The sequence below is a fragment of the Streptomyces sp. NPDC059567 genome (assembly GCF_042735655.1).
Taxonomy (GTDB): Bacteria; Actinomycetota; Actinomycetes; order Streptomycetales; family Streptomycetaceae; genus Streptomyces.
The window spans coordinates 11,531-31,509 of the sequence record NZ_JBHWBS010000093.1; the positions used below are offsets into that span (position 1 = coordinate 11,531).

The window sequence follows — 19,979 nt, forward strand, 5'->3', positions numbered from 1 at the left end:
GGGGTGCGTGCGGGGGCGCGCGCGGGCGCGGCGCGCGCGCGGGCCGCGCCCCGCGGCGGGTCGCGGCGCGCCCCCCCCCCCCCCCCCGCCGCAGGTGCCGTTGTCCGCGACCCGGGCCGACACGTTCCGCGATCTCGTCCTGGACTCGGTGGAGCGCCTGGAACGGCGCTGGCCGCAGCTGGCGGACGTCGAGTTCATGGTCCTCGACGTACCGCCCTCGGTGCCGGGCGAGTCGGTGCCTCTGGGCGGGGCCGCGCCCGCGGAGAAGGACGGGCCCGCCCGGATCGTCGTCTACCGGCGACCGGTCGAGATCCGCTCGAAGAACCGTGACGAACGGGCGCTGCTCGTCCACGAGGTCGTGGTGGAGCAGGTGGCCGAGCTTCTGGGGCTCTCCCCCGAGTCGGTCGATCCCCGATACGGGCAGGACTGACCCCTTCGGGGGAACGCCGACCACCTTCGGGGGAACGCCGGCGCCCCTTGCCGGTCGCCCGGCCGTCGGGGGTCTTCCCGGTCGCCCGGCCGTCGGGGGTCTTCCCGGTCGCCCGGCCGTCGGGGGTCTTCCCGGTCGCCCGGCCGTCGGTGGCCTTCCGGGTCGTACGACGTCGGTGACCCGGCCTCGGTCGTCCAGGCGTCAGTCGTACGACGACGGTCGTCCGGGCTTTCAGTCGTCCAGGACCGAGAGGTCCTGCTTCGCCCTCGGGACCTGCACCATGCCCCGGTCGTCCGCCAGGGTCTGGATCGTGAACATGGGGATGCCGTCCTGCGGGAGCGCCAGGGCGCGGGCGGCGTGGACCGGCCCTCCGCCCGCGACGGGTTCGACCGTCAGTGCGTAGGAGCCCTTCAGGCCGGCCGGGACGACGTCGGTCACCTTCGTCGTCGTGCCCGCCTTGACCGTGACGGTCTTGGAGACCGTCGTGCCGCCCTCCGTACCCGCCGATGCCGTGACCTTGACCTGGGCCGCGGCGCCGGGCGCCGTGAGGGTGAGGGTCGAGCCGGCCGCGCGGTTGTCGGCGACGGTGGCGCGGGCGGTGATCGCCGCGGTAGCGGGGACGAAGGCGACCTCCTGCTTGTCGCCCTTGCCGCGCACGACGCGCAGCGCGGCCACGAACGGGGTGGCCTTCTTCGGGTCCGAGGGGGTGAGGAGCAGGGCTCCCGTCTCGCCCCGGGTCAGGTCGGGGAGGTCGACGGACGCGGTCATGCCCGACTTCACGTGCAGGGACTGCGCGCTCGCCGGGACGATCGTGCCGTTCTCGCCGACCAGCTGGATCTTCAGCTCCGCGTCGTCGTCGCCCGGCGCGTACGCCACCAGGCGCACCGAGGTCGCGTCGGACGGGATGCCGGGCAGGACGGCGGTGCCGGCCGGGTCGGCCGAGGCGGGCAGCCAGTCGCTGCCGAGCTTGTCGTCGGCGGAGCCGATGACCGCGCCGACGCGCCCGCTGCGGGTCGTCACATGGACGGTCACGTCCGTCTTCGGGGCCTCACCGGTGAGGGTGGAGAGCAGGACGGGGACGCTGGAGTGGGCCGGGACGGGGATGCCCTCGGTCAGCTGCGACTTGAGCGCGCCCTCGGGGCCGTACAGCTCGATGTCGGCGACGGCGGCGGTGTCGTCGGGGTTGGTGAGGTGGACGTAGTCCTGGCGCTCCTTGGCCGTGGAGGCGGCCGGGAACCAGAAGTCGGTGTCGGGGGCGGAGCAGGCGACGCCGAGCAGTCCGCGTGAGCCGCCGGCCGGGACCACGGTGGTCTGCTGGACCGTCCAGCCGGGAGCGAGGGCTCCGGTCGCCGCGCCGGTGAGGGCGGGTGCGGCGCCGCCGTTGGCCTCGGCGCCGACGGGCTTGCCCGGCTCGGTGACGGTTCCCGGAGCCTTGGCGGTGGGCTTCTTCGCCGGCGTGCCGCCGGGGGTGGCGGCGAGCGGGGCGGGCTTCAGCTCGGCCTTGGCGGCGGTGTCGCCCTTGGCGGCCGCGCCGACGGCGCCCTTTCCGGCCGGGGTGTACGAGGTGTAGTCCGTCTCGGCGACTTCGGAGGTGCTGGGCGCGGGGCACAGCAGGCTGGAGCGTTCGACCGGCATCGGTCCCGTGGCGACCGGCGGGACCTTGACGGTGCCGTCGGGCGCGGTCAGGGCGGCGAAGCCGGTGACGGCGGCGAGGGTGGTGGCGACCGCGATCAGGGAGAGGGTGGTGCGCTTCACTGGTTGCTGCTCCCGTCGGGACGCTGCTCGGTCTCGTAGCCGTAGGTGTACGGGTCGTACTGCTGCTGTTCCTCGTACGGCTGCTGCGGCTGTTCGTACCCCTGCTGCTGGTACGGGTCGTACTGCTGCTGCTCGTACGACTGGTCGTACTGCTGCGGATACTGCTGCTGGTACGGGTCGGCCGCGTACTCCGTGTAGTAGCCCTGCTGGGCGTACTCCTCCTGCTGCTGTTGCTGCTGGGCGTAGGCCGGGTCGTACTGGCCGTCCCAGTCGGCGGCGTACGTCTGTTCCTGGGGAACCGGCACGGGCTCCTGCTCGGGAGCCGCTTCCTCGGTCGCCGTGGCAGCGGCCTCCGCCTCGGCCGCGGCGCGCAGTCGACGGGCGCGGCGGCCGTCGCCCTCCATCGCCTGGGCGGGGATGGCGACCTCTTCCTCGGGCAGGTCGTCGTCGATCTCACGGCGGCGCCCGGGCAGGGCGAGGACGAGCAGGACGACGGCGAGGCCGACCTGGGCCCAGATCCACAGGGTGTGGGTGAGCGGCTGGTCGTAGGTGAGGTCGAGCTTGCCGCCCTCGGCGGGGAGTTCGAAGCCCTGGGCCCAGCCGTCGACGGTGGTCTTCTTCAGGTCCTTGCCGTCGAGGGTGGCGGTCCAGCCCTCGTCGGCGCGGTCGGCGATGCGCAGGACGCGGCCGGCGGTGCCGGACGGGATCTTCGTGTGCGCCTCGACGGGGCCGGCGGCGACCGCGATCGGCTTGACCGACTCCTCGGTGGCCTTCGCCGGGTCGGCGGTCTTCGCCGCGGGGACGATGGTGGCGCGGGCGACCACGCGCTCGCGGTCGACGCTCCAGAGCGCGCTGCCGTCGAGCTGGCTGAGCCGGCTGAGGCCGGGGGTGGCGTCGAGGACGCGGCTCATCTGGCGCGGGGCCCCGTCGCGTACGAGGACGTAGCGGATCGCGAAGCCGCTGAGCTCCTGGGTCTGGTCGGCTCCGGAGCCGGCCACCAGGTGCGCGACGACCTTGTCCAGGCGCGGGTCGTCGTCGGCCGCGGCGGCCAGTTCGGCATCGCCGAGGCGGCCGCCGGAGCCGCGGACCAGGGTGTACTCGACCTCGTCGGGCGAGGTGCCGCCGAGGACGAGGGTGCGGGGCTGGTCGGGGTTGTTGCTCTCCTCGGCGACGAACGCCGGGACCTGGACGGGGTCGCGCCGGGTCAGCGGGCCGTCGGCTCCACCGATCATCCAGCCGGCGGCGGCCACGACGGGACCGAGCGCGGCGGCGAAGGCGATGAGCGCGGCGACGGGCTGGCGCCAGCCGAAGCCGTGGGCGGCGACGCGGGTGCGTCCGCCCTCGGCGCCGATCATGCCGGCGGCGAGCAGTGCGGCGCCGTAGACGAGGGTGGCGGGTCCGGCCCAGCCGGTGTCCCCGGCGCCGTTGGAGATCACGGCGAAGAGGAGTCCGGCGAGGGCGGCGGCCCAGGCGACGCGGACGGCGAACTGGCGCTCCTCGCGCAGCAGCGCGGCCAGGGCGGCGAGCACGATGCCGACGAGGAGGAGGCCGCCGGTGGTGCCGGGGCCGCCGGGGCTGATCCCGAGCAGGTCGAGCGCGGAGGCCGTGCCCGTGCGGATGTCGAGGCCGGCCTCGCGCAGGAAGGCGGAGGGGCTGGTCAGGAGGGAGAGCGACCAGGGGGCCAGGACGAGGACCGGGGTGCCGACGGCGGCGAGGAAGCGCAGTCCGTACGCCGTGATGTCGGAGCGGCGCAGGGCGAGGACGCCGAGACCGAGGACGACGGCGAGCGGCCAGACGATCGGGGTGAACGCCGTCGCGAAGGTCAGCAGGAAGGTGTACGCCCAGGTCGCGCGCCAGCTGCCGCGGCCCTGACCGGTCAGTCCGTGGGCGGCGACGGCGGCGCGGGCGATGAGCGGGAGCAGGATCGCGAGGACGGCGGTGCCGAGGCGGCCGGCGGCGAGCGCTCCGGTGGCGGCGGGCAGGAAGGCGTAGGCGATGGCGCCCCAGGCGCGCAGCAGCCGGGACTCGACGATCGGGCGCGCGGCGAAGTAGGCGGTGAAGCCGGCGAGCGGGACCGAGCAGACAAGCAGCACGGTGAGCGCGAAGGAGGTGGAGCCGAGGAAGAGCGCGGAGAGCGCGGCCAGGACGGCGAGGTAGGGCGGCGCGGTCTGGGTGCCGCCGGTGCCGAGGGCGTGCCAGCTGTCCGCGTACCGCCCCCACAGCTCGGAGACGGAGTCGGGGGCCGGGAGCAGGGCGCCGCCGGCGAGCGAGCCGCCGCCGAACAGGCCGCGGCAGGCCACCACGGAGACGAGCAGGAGCAGTGCGAAGAGGACCGGTCCGGGCTTGCGGGCGATCTTCTTCAACCGGGCGAACTGCTCGATCTCCAGGAAGTCGGCGTCGTCGCCGCCGGGCCCGGATTCGACGACTCCGTGGCGGGAGCCACCGGAATCGGCGTCGGAGCCGCCGAAGTTCGCGACGATCTGTTCGGCGGTGGCGCGGACGGTGGCGCCGGGCGGCGGGAAGAGCGGGCGCAGTTCGCTCGCGGCGACGGCGGGGTTCTTGCGGCGTTTACGGGCGGCGAGGATCCGCTCGGGGCGCAGCAGGGTGGCGAAGAGGCCCATGACCTCGTCGACGGCCTGGCCGGGCACCTTGCCGACGAGGTAGGCGAGGGTGCGCAGCAGGGTGCCGAGGATCAGCCGGATCAGTACGTAGGGCAGGGCGGCGCCGCGGGCGTTGGCGAGCAGCGTGTAGACGGCGCCGGCCTTGTCGACGCGGTGCGGGTTGGCGACCGAGCGGCCGGCGCAGTCGACGGTGCGGCGTTCGCGGGCGGAGGCCTCGGCGTGGCGCAGGACGGCGTCGGGGGCGACGAGGACGCGGTGGCCGGCGGAGTGGGCGCGCCAGCACAGGTCGACGTCGTCGCGCATCAGGGGCAGGCGGCGGTCGAAGCCGCCGAGCTCCTCGAAGACGTCCCGGCGGATGAGCATTCCGGCGCTGGAGACGGAGAGGACGGAGCGGACCTGGTCGTGCTGGCCCTGGTCCTGCTCGCGGCGGTCGAGTCCGGTCCAGCGGCGGCCACTGCGGGCGATGGAGACACCGGCTTCGAGGAGCTGCTTGCGGTCGTACCAGCCGCGCAGCTTGGGGCCGATGACGGCGGCGTACGCGTCCGAGTCGGCGACGCGCAGCAGTTCGGTGAGCGCGTCGGGCTCGGGGGCGCAGTCGTCGTGGAGCAGCCAGAGCCACTGCACGGGCTCGCCGTGCGGGAGTTCGGGCAGGTCGTAGGCGTCGTCGCTCCACGTCCTGCTGACCGGGTCCCAGCCGCTGGGGCGCTTCAGATAGGTGAGGTCCTCGGGGCCGAGCACGGGGGCGGTGCGGGCGGCCTCCTCGACGGCGGCACCGAATCCGGTGCGGCGGGCGAGGTGCAGGACGCGGTCGGCGCCGATCGCGTCGGTCAGCAGCTGTGCGGAGTCGTCGGCGCTGCCGGTGTCGGCGGCGACGACGTTCTGCACGGGGCGTTCCTGGGCGAGCAGCCCGGCGAGGGCGTCCGGCAGCCAGCGGGCGCCGTCGTGGGCGACGAGCACGGCGGTGACGACGTGTCGCGGGAACTCAGGAGTTGAGGACATCGAGGTACGGGCCCTCCGGCCGGGGGTCGCCCGCAGGGGGCGTGGGTACGTCTCGGACGGGGCCCCACACTAACGGCTGTCAAAGAGGACGGTCCGCCGCCTGTGGACAGAGCACAGGGGGCGGACCGTTCGTTGTGTACAGGTGTGAGCGGTTTGACGCGTGGGCGCGGGTCGGGGCGCCGGTCAGACCGCGGCCTTCTTCAGGCGGCGGCGTTCGCGCTCGGACAGGCCGCCCCAGATGCCGAATCGTTCGTCGTTCTGCAGGGCGTATTCGAGGCATTCGGAGCGGACCTCACAGGCGAGGCAGACCTTCTTGGCCTCGCGGGTCGAGCCGCCCTTCTCGGGGAAGAAGGACTCGGGATCGGTCTGGGCGCACAGTGCGCGCTCCTGCCAGCCGAGTTCCTCGTCCGCGTCCTCGACCAGCAGTTCCTGGAACAACTCGGTCATGTGCGCCCCTCGTCCGTCTTTGCGTCCCCGTGATGTTGCCGTTACCGATTTCGGCCGAACGACACGAGTGAAATTACAAGTTCGTGCTCTGTGCGAGTCAAGCCGGAATCTGCTATTGGGCCCGGTATTCACTCTGCGGAACCAAGGTTATGCGGAAAGTGTTCAAATCACCAAAAACGCGACACATGCCACCGGCCTGTCCGCTCCGCTCCCCCTCTCATGAAGGGAGACGCCCCAGACATGGATCTTGTTGCGATCCAGCCACGGAAGCGATCCGGATCACAGTCTGATCACGGGACCCCAGCCGCGTTTACGGGAACGGATGTTGCGCCATGTCTCCCGCTCAGCGACTGAACAAACCTTTCTCCGGGCGCTGTAACCGGATGAGGTGAAACATTACCCCCAAAACGGGCATTGGGTTGACAGTCGGGTGGCTCGCCCGTCACCTTTGATGCCATGCCAGCGACCTCAGCGACCGCCGCGACCCACGCCCGTGGGTACCGCCGCGCTGTCCAGGCGCGCTGTTGCTGTTGCTGTTCCAGCTGTTGATGCCCCAGAGCTCCAGCGTCTTCTCCGCTTTCTCCTTGCGACACCCTCCCCGGACTCCGTCCGTGGGGACCCCCAGCACTGACTTCTGTTTCTGCCGAGGACCACCGCACCCATGAACAGCGACAGCGACCTTCAGATCGCCGGCGACATCCTTGAGGTCCCGCACCTCCTGCAGCCCGCCCGCGAGCACCCCGCCACCGTGGCCGAGTTCGCCGGCCTCGCCCGCTCCATCGCCGCCGACCGCGCGCAGTGGGCCCCCTACGTCGAGTACGACGCCACCACCCGCTGGTACCACCGGCTGCGCACCGGCCCCGGCTACGAGGTCTGGCTGCTCTCCTGGGTGCCCGGCCAGGGCAGCGGACTCCACGACCACGGCCGCTCCTCCGGCGTACTGACCGTCCTCGAAGGGGAGTTGACGGAGCGCACGGACCGGGGCGTACGGACGCTCACGGGAGGCGCGCAGCGCGTCTTCGCACCGGGGTACGTCCACGAGGTCGTCAACGACTCCCTCGAACCGGCGGTCAGCCTGCACGTCTACTACCCCGGTCTCACCGACATGCCGATGCACGAATCTCTCCAGGCGCAGTGCGCCCCGGCGACCCACGGTGTCGTCACCGCCTGACAGGCCCTCCCGTCACCCGGCCACCACCCCTCAAAGGATCAGGCCGCGCCTGACAGACTGTCCGCATGCGCATTGTGGTTCTGGCCGGTGGCATCGGTGGTGCCCGCTTCCTTCGCGGCCTCAAGCAGGCCGCGCCCGACGCGGAGATCACGGTCGTCGGCAACACCGGTGACGACATCCATCTCTTCGGACTGAAGGTCTGCCCGGACCTCGACACGGTGATGTACACCCTCGGCGGTGGCATCAACGAGGAGCAGGGCTGGGGCCGTGAGGACGAGTCCTTCACGGTGAAGGAGGAGCTCGCGGCGTACGGCGTCGGCCCGGAGTGGTTCGGCCTCGGCGACCGGGACTTCGCGACCCACATCGTCCGCACGCAGATGCTGGGCGCCGGATACCCGCTCAGCGCCGTCACCGAGGCGCTGTGCGCCCGCTGGCAGCCGGGCGTGCGCCTGCTCCCGATGTCCGACGACCGCGTCGAGACCCATGTCGCCATCGAGGTGGACGGCGAGTCCCGGGCCGTGCACTTCCAGGAGTACTGGGTGAAGCTGCGGGCGTCCGTGGACGCGCAGGCCGTCGTCGCGGTCGGCGCGGAGGCCGCGAAGCCGGCCCCCGGTGTCCTGGAGGCCATCGCGGAGGCGGACGTCATCCTCTTCCCGCCGTCCAACCCGGTCGTGTCGGTCGGCACGATCCTGGCCGTACCGGGCATCCGCGAGGCGATCGCCGAGGCGGACGTGCCGGTGGTCGGCCTCTCCCCCATCGTCGGCGACGCGCCCGTGCGGGGCATGGCCGACAAGGTTCTCGCGGCGGTGGGCGTCGAGTCCACGGCCTCGGCGGTGGCCGAGCACTACGGCTCGGGGCTCCTCGACGGCTGGCTGGTCGACACCGTCGACGCGGGCACGGTCGAGAACGTCGAGGCGGCGGGCATCCGCTGCCGGGCGGTGCCGCTGATGATGACGGACCTGGACGCGACGGCCGCGATGGCGCGCGAGGCGCTGACGCTGGCGGAAGAGCTCCGCGGATGACGGGCGGGTCAGGCGCGGGGGCTCGGGGAGCGAGGACCGGGAGCGGGCCCCGCACCGAAGGCGTCGCGCCCACCCTCCCCCGGCCTCCGGCGGGGGGGACCCCCGGCCCCGTCGGAGCGTTCGCCCACGACGGAGCCGACGACGCGGCCCGCGCCCAGGCGCGGTACGAAGTGTGGGCGCTGCCCGGGCTGCCCGAGGTGAAGGCCGGGGACGATCTCGCCAAGCTGATCGCGTCCGCCTCCCCCGGTCTCCAGGACGGAGACGTCCTGATCGTCACGTCCAAGATCGTGAGCAAGGCCGAGGGGCGGGTGATCGCCGCCGACGACCGGGAGGAGGCGATCGACGCCGAGACGGTACGGGTGGTGGCGCGCCGCGGCACCCTGCGGATCGTCGAGAACCGGCAGGGTCTGGTCATGGCCGCGGCCGGGGTCGACGCCTCCAACACCCCCGCCGGAACGGTGCTGCTGCTGCCCGTCGACCCGGACGCCTCGGCCCGCGCCATCCGCGAGGGGCTGCGGGACACGCTCGGCGTCGACGTCGGTGTCGTCGTCACGGACACCTTCGGGCGGCCCTGGCGCAGCGGTCTGACCGACGTGGCCATCGGCGCGGCCGGCGTGCGCGTCCTCGACGACCTGCGCGGCGGCACGGACGCGTACGGCAATCCGCTCAGCGCGACCGTCGTCGCCACCGCCGACGAACTCGCCGCCGCGGGCGACCTGGTGAAGGGCAAGGCGAACGGACGGCCGGTCGCCGTCGTCCGGGGTCTGCCGCACGTGGTGGACGGTTCCTTCGACGAGGGCGCCCGGGCTCTGGTGCGCGGCGCCGCCGACGACATGTTCCGGCTCGGGACCTCGGAGGCCGTGCGGGAGGCGGTGACCCTGCGGCGTACCGTCCGGGAGTTCACCGACGAGCCGGTGGACCCGGGCGCGGTACGGCGTGCCGTCTCCGCGGCCGTCACGGCTCCGGCGCCGCACCACACCACGCCGTGGCGGTTCGTCCTCCTGGAATCGCCCGAGTCGCGGCTGCGGCTCCTCGACGCGATGCGGGAGGCCTGGATCGCGGACCTGCGGCGGGACGGCAAGTCGGAGGAGTCCATCGCCAAGCGCGTGCGCCGCGGCGATGTGCTGCGCAACGCCCCGTATCTGGTGGTGCCGTGCCTGGTGATGGACGGCTCGCACCACTACGGCGACCCGCGCAGGGACTCCGCGGAGCGGGAGATGTTCGTGGTCGCGGCGGGCGCGGGCGTACAGAACTTCCTGGTGGCGCTGGCCGGCGAGCGGCTCGGCTCGGCGTGGGTGTCCTCGACGATGTTCTGCCGTGATGTCGTACGCGAGGTCCTCGGGCTGCCGGAGGACTGGGACCCGATGGGCGCGGTGGCGGTCGGACACCCGGCGGCGCCGCCGAAGGACCGGCCGGCACGGCAGGCGGGGCAGTTCATCGAGGTGCGCTGAAGCCCTCCCGGTGACCGCTCCGAGCGTCAGAGCGCCGCGATGTTCCCGGGGGTCATCCGGGGCGCGCGGCGCGGGGGGACGCGGCCGCTGAGGAGGATCAGGCGGGCCGCGCGGTGGCGCTGTCCTGCGTAGGGGGTGAGCAGTTCGAGCATGGCCGCGTCGTCGGTCGTGCGGTCGCCCGCGAGCGCGTAGCCGACGATGCCGGGCAGGTGGAGGTCGCCGACGGTGACCGCGTCCGGGGCGCCGTTGCTGCGCTGGATCGTCTCGGCTGAGGTCCAGGGTCCGATCCCGGGGATCAACTCCAGGCGCTGCTGGGCCTGTTCGGGCTCCATCGCGGCGGCCTCCTCCATCCGGCGGGCGACCCTCGCCGCGCGCAGGATCGTGGCGGCGCGCTTGTCGTCGACGCCGGCGCGGTGCCACTCCCAGGACGGGATCCGGACCCAGGTGGGGGCGTCGGGCATGACGTGCATCCCGTCCGGGGCGGGGCCGGGGGCGGGCTCGCCGTACTTCCGTACGAGCAGACGCCACGCGCGGTACGCCTCGTCGGTGGTGACCTTCTGCTCCAGGATCGACGGGATCAGCGACTCCATGACCAGGCCCGTGCGGGTCAGCCGGAGGCCGGAACGGCGGCGGTGGGTCGCGGCGAGGAGACGGTGGCGGGGGACGAAGGCGGCGGGGTCGTCGTCGGCGCCGAGGAGTCGGGGCAGACCGTCCATGAGCCAGTCGCCGCCCGGGCCCCATGCCTCGGCCTCGACGGCTCCGGCGCGGACGGCGACGCGGAGCGTGCCGGGGCCTTCGGGGGTACGGCTGGCCCGCCAGACGGAGCCGTCGGGGGTCGTACGGAACGTGGGGTCGGCGGGGCCGCGCCGGAGGGGGCCGAGGGTGAGGCCGAGGTCGACGGCGTCGGAGGCGGGGGCCTCCGGGGCGGGGCCGGGTACGGGGACGTGGCCGCCGCGCACGGTGGTGCGGGTCGTGGGGGTGCGGGGTGGGAAGCGGCCGGCCATGTCTATGAGCGTATCCGGCCCCCGCGGCGGGCGGACCTGACAAGGCACCGCCCCCGTGGTCGCCGGACGCACGGGGGCGGACGCGCCCACAAAGGCGCCGTCCGTTGTGCCCACCCTCCCCCGGACTCCGTCCGGGGGACCCCCATCGCCCCAGCGGAACGTATGCCCGCAACGGCAGGGGCGGCGTTACTGGTCCGACGAGAAGCGGACCGTGCCCGCCGGGAGGACCGCGTTGCACCAGATGCGGATGCCATCGCGGAGTTCGTTGTCCGGGCCCACGTGGGCGCCGTCGCCGATGACCGCGCCCGTGAGGACCGTACGCGCGCCGATCCTGGCGCCCGCGCCGATCAGGGAGTCCGTGATCACCGCGCCCGGTTCGACCACCGCGTCCGCGTGGACCGTCGAGCCCGTGATCCGGGCGCCCGCGCCGACCACCGCGCCGTCGCCGACCACGGTGCCGCCCGTGAGCTTGGCGTCGCGTGCGACACGGGCCGTCGGCAGGACCAGGCGGTCACCGCAGCGGCCCGGCACCGCCGGGGACGGGGCGCGGCCGAGGACCAGGTCGGCGGAGCCGCGGACGAACGCCTGCGGGGTGCCGAGGTCGAGCCAGTACGTGGAGTCGACCAGGCCCTGGAGATGCGCGCCGGAGGCCAGCAGTTCGGGGAAGGTCTCCCGCTCGACCGAGACGGGGCGGCCCGCCGGAATCGTGTCGATGACGGAGCGGCGGAAGACATAGGCCCCCGCGTTGATCTGGTCGGTGACGATCTCCTCCGGAGTCTGCGGCTTCTCCAGGAAGGCCGTGACCCGGCCGGTCGGGTCCGTCGGGACCAGGCCGAACGCCCTCGGGTCGTCGACCCGGGTGAGGTGCAGGGAGACGTCCGCCCCCGAGTCGGCGTGCGTGGCGACCAGGGCCCGGATGTCCAGGCCCGTGAGGATGTCGCCGTTGAAGACGAGGACCGGGTCGTCGGCGCCCGAGTGGAGGCGCGAGGCGACGTTCCGGATCGCGCCTCCCGTACCGAGCGGCTCCTCCTCGGTGACGTACTCCAGGCTGAGCCCCAGCGCCGAGCCGTCCCCGAAGTGCGGTTCGAAGACCTCGGCCAGGTACGACGTGGCGAGCACCACATGCGTGACACCCGCTGCCCTGGCCCGCGCCAGCTGGTGCGTCAGGAAGGGAACGCCGGCCGCCGGAACCATCGGCTTCGGCGTGTTGACCGTCAGGGGCCGCAACCGCGTGCCCTTGCCACCGACCAGGAGGATCGCTTCTGTCACCTGTCGTCTCTGCTTCCTGTCCGGGTCCGGTCTCGTCGCACGTCCACTTGTCGGCTCGTCCGCTTTTCGGCTTGTCCGCTCGTCCGTGCGATATGACCGGTCAGTTTATGCAGACGCTCCGGCCGGTGCCCCCATCACGGCCGTCCCTGGTACTTCGCCGACGTGGTCCTCGCGGTGCCGAGCTTCCCGTAGAGGCGTGCGCCCGGGCAGGCCGTGGCAAAGCCGTCACGGTGTCCCGCGATGCTGTTGAACGTGACCTTCTTGCCCTTCTTGTACTTTCCGCCGGCCGAGACCAGCGTCGTCTTCCCCTTCGGATTCACCCCGTGCAGCCCCAGCTTCCACGCCGTCAGCTTCGCGACGGCGTTGACCGCGGCGGCCGGCGGAGTCGTCGAACTGTAGGTGCCGAGGACGGCGATGCCCATGCTGTTGGTGTTGAAACCGAGCGTGTGAGCGCCGTGGACCGGCTTGGCCACGCCCCCGGCGCGTCCTTCGTAGATGTTTCCGCACTTGTCGACGGCGAAGTTGTAGCCGAAGTCACGCCAGCCGCTGCTCTGGGTGTGGTAGCGGTAGATACTGCGCAGGACGGAGGGCGCCTGCTTGCAGGTGTAGTTGTTGCCGGTCGCGCTGTGATGGACGAAGGCCGCCTTGACCGCCTTGGTGTAGACGAACCCTCCCTTGCGCAGCTTCTCGTTCGCCCCCCAGCCCTTCCGCGTGATGATCTTCGGGCGGGGTCCGATGTACGGCTTCGCGGCAGCGGCGGCGGCCGGGATCGCGGCCGTACCGACCGGGGCGAGGTGGGCGTTGACGGAGGTGGCGGCCGCCTCCTCGACGGTCGGCGCGCGGTGCGCCGTGGGCGCCCCGTACCCCACACGCGTCCGGGGACCGGGGTCGGCGGCGGGCTCCGGGCCGGGGTCGACCAGCTCGATGCGGAGCCCGGCGGGGAGGGGTTCGGCCTCGGCCGTGAGCTCCTCGTACCGATCCGGCTGTACGCGGACCTCGACGCCGTCCGAGTCGCCGACCCAGAGCGGCGCGGTGGCTCCGCGGACCGAGCCCGCTGCCTCGACGGTGCCGGGGTCGGCCCCGTGGTCGTCGTTGTGGATCTCCACGTTCTGCCACGCGGACCAGTCCGCGCTTCCGGTCGCCCGGGTGCGGACCTGGACGGTGCCGTGCAGGTGCGCCTGGACGTCGTCCCAGACGACCCCCACGAGGGAGAAGGGTCTGACGTCCCGTCGGGCCAGGCCCTGCGCCGCCCCCGCGGCGGAGCCGATGGCCCGGCGGCCGTTCCCGAGCGGCGCGAGCGGCAGGGACTGGGTGGATCCGGCGACGTCCGTCTCCGAGGCGGCGGCGGCCGGCGCCGCTTCCCGCTCGGCGGGATCGACAACGGGTGGCGCCGCAGGCGCGGCGGGATCGACGACGGTCGGAACCGCCGTCGGCTTGGTGGGCGCACCCGGCTGCAGCGCCGCCGCAGGGGTCGCGAGGGACAACGGTAGGGCGAGAGCCGCCGCGCATGTCACGGCGATCGAGGAGACAAGGTTGGCACGCATGAGGCGATCGTCCGCAGCCCCGGGCCGTTCCGCACGGCGGGATTCCACCCGGAAACTGACGGGCCATCGGGCCGACCGGTGGACGGTGTCACCGGTACGGCGGCTCCCCGCGGACCTCCCCGCGTACCCTTGCCCGCGTGAACGCCAGCGACCGCACCCCCGCCGACCTGCTGCGATCCGCGCTCGCCGCGGACCCCGCCCGCCCCTTGGTCACCTTCTACGACGACGCCACCGGTGAGCGCGTCGAATTGTCCGTCGCCACCTTCGCCAATTGGGTGGCCAAGACCGCCAATCTGCTCCAGGGCGAGCTCTCCGCCTCCCCCGGCGACCGGCTCGCGCTGCTGCTTCCCGCGCACTGGCAGACGGCCGTCTGGCTGCTGGCGTGCTCGTCGGTCGGCGTGACCGCCGAGATCGGCGGGGACCCGGCGGACGCCGACCACGTCGTCGCGGGGCCCGACACCCTCGACGCGGGGCTGGCCTGCTCGGGAGAGCGCATCGCGCTCTCGCTCGCCCCCCTGGGCCGCCGCTTCCCGGCCCCGCCCGCCGGTTACGCGGACTACGCGGTGGAGGTGCCGAGCCAGGGTGACCGGTTCGCCCCCTTCGTCCCGGTCGACGCGGACGCGCCCGCGCTGGTGGTCGACGGTGTGGAACTGACGGGCGCCCAGCTCGTGGAGCGGGCCCGCGCGGACGCCGGGGCCCTCGGTCTCGCGCCCGGGGCTCGACTGCTCTCCGGCCGTGCGTACGACAGCTGGGACGGGCTCTCCGCCGGGCTGTACGCGCCGCTGGCGGCGGGGGGCTCCGTCGTCCTGTGCCGGAACCTGGACCAACTGGCGCCCGAGGCGCTCGAGAAGCGGGTCGAGAGCGAGCGGGTCACGGCGACCGCGGCCTGACCGCCCGCGGCGGATCCACCCGTATGGCGCACCGACTCGCCGAGTCCCCGGGTCTGCGCCTCAACTCCGGTACATGATCGGCGGGTACGCACCCTCCCCGGCACAACCAAGCGTCAGGTTCGACCGTCTATCTCAGCGACCGGCGGCCCGGCGCGCTGCCGACGCCATGAAGGATGGACTCAGACGTGACGGACAGTGCCGGCACGCCCGCAGAACCGGACCCCCCGGCCGGGGACGAGACGCCCCGCACCGACGGAGAGGCCGACGCGGAGGACGGGGCGGGCGCCACGGAGGGCGACGCCCCGCGCAAGCGGCACTGGCTGCGCTGGACGGCGCTCGGGTGTTCGGCCGTCGTCCTCGCCGCGGCGGGTGCCGGCTGGTGGTTCTACCGCAAGCTCGACAACAACATCACGACCGACACCACGGCCGCCGCCGAACTGCGCGCGTACGAGAAGGAGCGCCCGAGCCCGGTCGCCTCGTCCGCGCGGAACATCCTGCTGATCGGTTCCGACACCCGGACCGGCGCCGGCAACTCCCAGTACGGGAGGGACAAGGGGACGCAGCGCTCGGACACGACGATCCTGCTGCATCTCGCGGCGGAGAAGAAGAGCGCGACGGCCGTCTCCATCCCGCGCGATCTGATGGTGAGGATGCCCACGTGTCGCACACCGGACGGAACGCGCACATCAGAACAATTCGCCCAGTTCAACTCGGCCTTCGAGATCGGCGGCACGGCCTGCACGATCCGTACCGTCGAGCGGCTGACCGGGATCAGGATCGACCACCACATGGTGATCGACTTCCGCGGCTTCAAGAAGATGGTCGACGCCGTGGACGGGGTGGAGGTCTGCCTCAAGGAGCCGATCGACGACTCCGACGCCAAGCTGAAGCTGCCGGCCGGACGCCAGACGCTCCACGGCGAGCAGGCGCTGGGGTTCGTACGGGCCCGCAAGTCGCTGGGCAACGGAAGCGACACGGAACGCATGGACCGCCAGCAGCAGTTCCTGGGGGCCCTGGTCAACAAGGTGCAGAGCAATGGCGTCCTGCTGAATCCGACCCGTCTGTACCCGGTCCTGGACGCGGCGACGAAGTCCATCACGACCGACCCGGGGCTCGACTCGCTCCGCGATCTGTACGACCTGGCGCGCTCGATGCGGGCCATCCCCACGGAGAAGGTGCAGTTCCTCACGGTGCCGCGGCGGCCGTACACGCAGAACGCGAATCGGGACGAACTCGTACAACCCGAGGCGAGTCAACTCTTCAAGCGGCTCCGCGAGGACAGGCCCGTGACGGTGACGCCCTCGGCGTCGGAGAGCGCAGGCGGGGACACGGACGGCAACAGGAAACCGGACGACGCGGGTTCGCCGAGCCCGGTGCCGACGCCGACGTTCTCGGGACGCAGCGCGGCGGAAGGAGCGTGCCCCTAGGGGAGGTCTAGGGGAGGGCGAGTAAAGGGGAGTCCAAGGGGAGGGATGGGGTGGATGAGGTTTGAGCAAATTGCCCAGTTGTAAGGGGCGTGGAATTTGTCACGGACGTCGCTCCGCGCTGAACTGGGCGGATAGTGTGACGCGATCCGGTGCTCCCGACCGCGTGGTCGCGCACTCATACGGATCGAACGACCGAGCGCCCGACGGGGTAGGCGCCTCGCGTGGCACCGACGGAGGATTCAAGTAACCGTGGACGCGCACAGCCGTGGACAGGCGGACGAGATCGACCCCGCCGACCAGTGGGTACTCAACCCGCAGACGGGCAACTACGAACTGCGACTGAACCACTCCGCTGGGCAGTCGACGCCGCAGTCCCGCCCCCGCGGCGCCACCACTCCGGGCCCGAGAACCGGCGAGGGTTCACGCGCCGCCGAGCGTTCGCGGACCGGCGAGAGCTCCCGGACCGGCGAGCGTTCGCGGACCTCGACCGAGGCGCCCGTTCCCGGCCAGCGCCGCCGCCGTGCCCCCGAGGGCCCCGCGGGCGGACCGCCGTCGGCCGGTCGTCGCAAGCGCAAGCCGCAGAAGTCCCGCAAGAAGAAGGTCCTGCTCTGGACCGGCGGGACGATGGCCGTCGTGCTCGTGGCCGGTGCGGCGGGCGCGTACGCGCTCTACAACAAGTTCAACGGCAACCTCAACACCGTCGACGTCGGTGACGCCGCCTCCGGCGGCGAGACGATGGAGGGGCCGCTGAACATCCTGATCATCGGCAACGACATCCGCACCGGCGAGGGCAACACGAGCTACGGGAACAAGGACAACGTCACCGGCCACGCCGACACGACGTTCCTCTTCCACGTCTCCGAGGACCGCACCAACGCGACGGCGATCAGCATCCCCCGCGACCTCAAGACCGAGATCCCGGACTGCCCGACGAAGCAGGCCGACGGTTCGACCAAGGTCATCCGTGGCTCCGGCACGAAGACGAAGTTCAACGAGTCGTTCGGCGTCAACGGCCGGGACCCGGGCTGCACGATGCGCACCGTCAAGGCGCTCACGGGCGGCATCGAGATCAACCACTTCATGATGGTGGACTTCAACGCCGTCAAGACGCTGTCGGCCGCGGTCGGCGGCGTGAAGGTCTGCCTGAGCAAGCCGATCCACGACAAGGACTACTCCAAGCTCAACCTCCCGGCGGGGGAGCACAAGGTCCAGGGTGAGCAGGCGCTCGCGTTCCTCCGCAACCGCCACGGTCTCGGCAACGAGAGCGACCTGGACCGGATCAAGATGCAGCAGCAGTTCCTCGCATCCATGATCCGGCAGCTCAAGGAAGAGACGCTCGACAGTCCGACGAAGCTGTACTCGGTGGCGGACGCGGCGACCAAGGCGCTCACCGTGGACAAGGGAATAGGCACCGCCATGAAGCTGACGACCCTTGCCAAGGAGCTCGGCAAGGTCGACCTGAAGAACATCAGCTTCATGACCGTTCCCGTGGTCGACAACCCGGACGAACCGCCGACCAAGCGGGCGACCGTCGTCCTCGACCAGACCAAGGCTCCGCAGGTCTTCGACATGGTGCAGAACGACGTCTCCTTCACCGAGGTGAAGAAGAAGGAGAAGGACGCCAAGAACGCCCAGGCGCAGGCCGAGGCGAAGCTGCTCCAGGGAACGCGCGCCAAGGCCGCCGACGTACGCGTCGACGTCTTCAACGGCAGCGGCATCCAGGGCGCGGCGCAGAAGACGATCGACTGGCTGCAGAACGATCAGGGCGTGACGCGGTCCACGAACAAGGCCAACGCCCCCGAGAAGGCGGCCAAGACCACGCTCACGTACGCACCGAACCAGGCCGATCAGGCCCGCAAGCTCGCGGACATGATGGGCCTGCCCGCCAGTGCGCTCAAGCCTGGCACCACGGACGCGGGGGAGCGTGAGCCCATGACGCTCGTCCTCGGTTCCGACTTCAAGGGCGCGGGGGTGCCCATCACCGGTCCGGTAAAGGCGCCGGACGTCGACAAGGTGGAAGCCGACAAGAAGGTGTGCGCCCAGTGACCCGGAAGCACCGGGTCGCGGCACACACCTGACAAACGAGGGGACCAGGGGTGGGACAGAGCAGCGTGCGCAGGGAGGGGACGCGTGGACGCGTTCCGCACGCCCGCGATTTGGGCTGGGACGAGAGTCTCTACGGCGACGGGGGCGAGGGTGTCGGGGAGGGCACCCACGCTCCCGGCGGCGGTGCGGGCGACGCCGGCGACAAAGGCGGCGGCGGTGGGGGCGGCGGCGAAGGTCGCACGAGTCACCGGCGCAAGGGTCCGCGCAGGCGCGCCAAGAAGAGCGGGAAACGCAAGATATTTCGTTGGGTCGCCGCGACCCTGTCACTGCTGATACTCGCGACGGCCGGCGCCGGATACCTGTACTACCAGCACCTCAACAGCAACATCCGCAGCGGCGGTCGCGCGGGCGGCGACAGCGGCGTCAAGAAGGCCGCGCCGAACGCGCTCGGCGACACCCCGCTCAACATCCTGCTCATCGGCTCGGACAGCCGGGCCGACGCCAAGAACGTGGCGCTCGGCGGTGGCAAGAACGACCGGGACCGGAAGCCGCTCGCGGATGTGCAGATGCTGCTGCATATTTCGGCGGACCGCAAGAACGCGAACATCATCTCCATCCCGCGTGACACGGTCGTCTCGATCCCGAAGTGCACGGGCGAGGACGGCACGTCGTACGCCGCCACGGCCAACCGGCCCATCAACGAGTCACTGCAGCGCGGTGGTCCCGGCTGCACCCTGACCACCTGGGAGAGCCTCACCGGGGTCTACATCGACCACTGGATGATGGTCGACTTCGCGGGTGTGGTGGCGATGGCGGACGAGGTCGGCGGCGTCCCGGTCTGCGTGAACACCGGAGTGTGGGACAAGTCCACGAGGCTCCAGAAGGGCGGCTCGGGGCTGCAGCTGCCCAAGGGCACCACCGAGATCAAGGGCGAGCAGGCACTTCAGTGGCTGCGCACCCGGCACGCCTTCGGCAGCGACCAGAACCGCGCCAAGGCCCAGCACATGTACATGAACGGCATGATGGAGAAGCTCCAGGAGCAGAACGCCTGGACCGACACCGGGCGGCTGATGGGTCTGGCGGAGACCGCCACGAAGGCGCTTCAGGTCTCCGACGAGATCAAGACGGTGGCAAAGCTCTTCGATCTGTCCATGCAGCTCAAGAACGTGAAGCTCGACCGTCTCACGACGGCCACGGTCCCGACGAAGCCCTATCCGGCAAGGCCCAATGAGTGGCTCGAGGTGGTCCCGGCGTCCGCCGACAAGATGTGGTCGATGCTCCGCGACGACGTCGCCTTCGACAAGAACGGCGACCCGGCCGACGCCAAGCCTTCCGCCTCCGCTTCCCCGAAGCCGAAGGGCCCGACCGCTGCCGCGCCGAACACCCTGGGCATCACGGTGGTCAACGGCACGGGTGTCGACGGTCAGATGTCCGTGGACGGCCGGGCGAACGGCATGGCGACGACCCTGAAGGGCAAGGGCTTCACGCAGGCGAAGGCCTCGCAGAGCGCCGAGCCCCGCAAGGACACGGTGGTCAAGTACCCGAAGGCGGCCGGCGACCAGGGCAAGGCGGACGCCCTGTCCGTCGCCAAGGCCCTCGGCCTGCCGGACTCGGCGGTCCGGGCGGACGCGAAGGCGGAGAGCATCACCCTGGTGATCGGCGGGGACTGGCGCGAGGGCGCCACGTACGAGAAGCCGAAGCACGAGGAGGGCGACCTGCCGGACGGCGCGGACGACAAGACGGACTGCATGGACGTCTACTCCGTCTACAAGTGGGACGGCAAGAGCAAGAGCTGACGCCCCTCCACGGAACGAACGGCGACGGGCCCGCCCCCCCCGGGCCGCCCGGCGCGGGGGTTGGGGGGGGGGAAACCCCCGTGGGGGGCCCCCCAGTTGTTGCCGGG

Annotated in this window: 14 protein-coding genes; 8 read left to right on the forward strand and 6 right to left on the reverse strand. The window is 72.1% G+C overall.

Features of this window, described 5'->3' with window-relative positions; genetic code table 11:
• Positions 1-94 precede the first annotated feature (94 nt).
• Positions 95-430 (forward strand): metallopeptidase family protein, encoded by a 336-nt coding sequence (locus tag ACFVZW_RS30105; protein ID WP_384527781.1) that lies wholly within the window; start codon positions 95-97, stop codon positions 428-430.
• 231 nt (positions 431-661) lie between these two features.
• Here ACFVZW_RS30105 and ACFVZW_RS30110 read toward each other — a convergent pair whose 3' ends face one another.
• The 3 genes from ACFVZW_RS30110 to ACFVZW_RS30120 form a co-directional block, all read right to left on the reverse strand.
• Positions 662-2,185: a DUF5719 family protein gene (locus tag ACFVZW_RS30110; protein ID WP_384527784.1), complete on the reverse strand. Its 1,524-nt coding sequence runs from the start codon at positions 2,183-2,185 to the stop codon at positions 662-664.
• Positions 2,182-5,805: a glycosyltransferase family 2 protein gene (locus ACFVZW_RS30115; RefSeq protein WP_384527787.1), complete on the reverse strand. Its 3,624-nt coding sequence runs from the start codon at positions 5,803-5,805 to the stop codon at positions 2,182-2,184. The genes ACFVZW_RS30110 and ACFVZW_RS30115 overlap by 4 nt, the downstream gene beginning before the upstream one ends.
• Positions 5,806-5,988: 183 nt before the next feature.
• Complete coding sequence (locus tag ACFVZW_RS30120) at positions 5,989-6,252, reverse strand: WhiB family transcriptional regulator (protein WP_015033978.1); 264 nt, start codon at positions 6,250-6,252, stop codon at positions 5,989-5,991.
• Between the two features lie 661 nt (positions 6,253-6,913).
• On the opposite strand from ACFVZW_RS30120, the gene ACFVZW_RS30125 reads away from it, so the two are divergent.
• The 3 genes from ACFVZW_RS30125 (at position 6,914) to ACFVZW_RS30135 (ending at position 9,896) form a co-directional block, all read left to right on the forward strand.
• Positions 6,914-7,423: a cysteine dioxygenase gene (locus ACFVZW_RS30125; RefSeq protein ID WP_384527791.1), complete on the forward strand. Its 510-nt coding sequence runs from the start codon at positions 6,914-6,916 to the stop codon at positions 7,421-7,423.
• A gap of 65 nt (positions 7,424-7,488) precedes the next feature.
• Positions 7,489-8,445, forward strand: a complete 957-nt coding sequence (gene cofD / locus ACFVZW_RS30130) for a 2-phospho-L-lactate transferase (protein WP_384527794.1) — start codon at positions 7,489-7,491, stop codon at positions 8,443-8,445.
• Positions 8,442-9,896 carry a coenzyme F420-0:L-glutamate ligase gene (locus tag ACFVZW_RS30135; RefSeq protein ID WP_384527797.1) on the forward strand — a complete coding sequence of 485 codons (1,455 nt, stop codon included), beginning with the start codon at positions 8,442-8,444 and terminating at the stop codon, positions 9,894-9,896. The genes cofD and ACFVZW_RS30135 overlap by 4 nt, the downstream gene beginning before the upstream one ends.
• A gap of 26 nt (positions 9,897-9,922) precedes the next feature.
• Here the strand turns inward: ACFVZW_RS30135 and ACFVZW_RS30140 are convergent, their stop codons facing one another.
• From ACFVZW_RS30140 to ACFVZW_RS30150, 3 genes are all read right to left on the reverse strand, one after another.
• A complete protein-coding gene (locus ACFVZW_RS30140) occupies positions 9,923-10,900 on the reverse strand; it encodes a DNA-3-methyladenine glycosylase family protein (protein ID WP_384527800.1) in 978 nt (325 codons plus the stop codon).
• A gap of 186 nt (positions 10,901-11,086) precedes the next feature.
• Positions 11,087-12,169, reverse strand: a complete 1,083-nt coding sequence (locus ACFVZW_RS30145) for a sugar phosphate nucleotidyltransferase (protein WP_384527803.1) — start codon at positions 12,167-12,169, stop codon at positions 11,087-11,089.
• Between the two features lie 134 nt (positions 12,170-12,303).
• Entirely contained in the window at positions 12,304-13,713 is a 1,410-nt protein-coding gene (locus ACFVZW_RS30150) for a peptidoglycan recognition protein (RefSeq protein WP_384527806.1), read from the reverse strand.
• A 137-nt stretch (positions 13,714-13,850) separates the two neighbouring features.
• On the opposite strand from ACFVZW_RS30150, the gene ACFVZW_RS30155 reads away from it, so the two are divergent.
• From ACFVZW_RS30155 to ACFVZW_RS30170, 4 genes are all read left to right on the forward strand, one after another.
• Complete coding sequence (locus ACFVZW_RS30155) at positions 13,851-14,603, forward strand: TIGR03089 family protein (RefSeq protein ID WP_384527809.1); 753 nt, start codon at positions 13,851-13,853, stop codon at positions 14,601-14,603.
• Positions 14,604-14,788: 185 nt separating this feature from the next.
• Positions 14,789-16,030 carry an LCP family protein gene (locus ACFVZW_RS30160; protein ID WP_384527812.1) on the forward strand — a complete coding sequence of 414 codons (1,242 nt, stop codon included), beginning with the start codon at positions 14,789-14,791 and terminating at the stop codon, positions 16,028-16,030.
• A gap of 249 nt (positions 16,031-16,279) precedes the next feature.
• Positions 16,280-18,076, forward strand: a complete 1,797-nt coding sequence (locus ACFVZW_RS30165; RefSeq protein ID WP_384527815.1) for an LCP family protein — start codon at positions 16,280-16,282, stop codon at positions 18,074-18,076.
• Between the two features lie 50 nt (positions 18,077-18,126).
• The gene (locus ACFVZW_RS30170; RefSeq protein ID WP_384527818.1) at positions 18,127-19,872 is read left to right on the forward strand and encodes an LCP family protein; all 1,746 of its coding nucleotides are present in this window, start codon (positions 18,127-18,129) and stop codon (positions 19,870-19,872) included.
• The last annotated feature ends 107 nt before the right edge of the window (positions 19,873-19,979 follow it).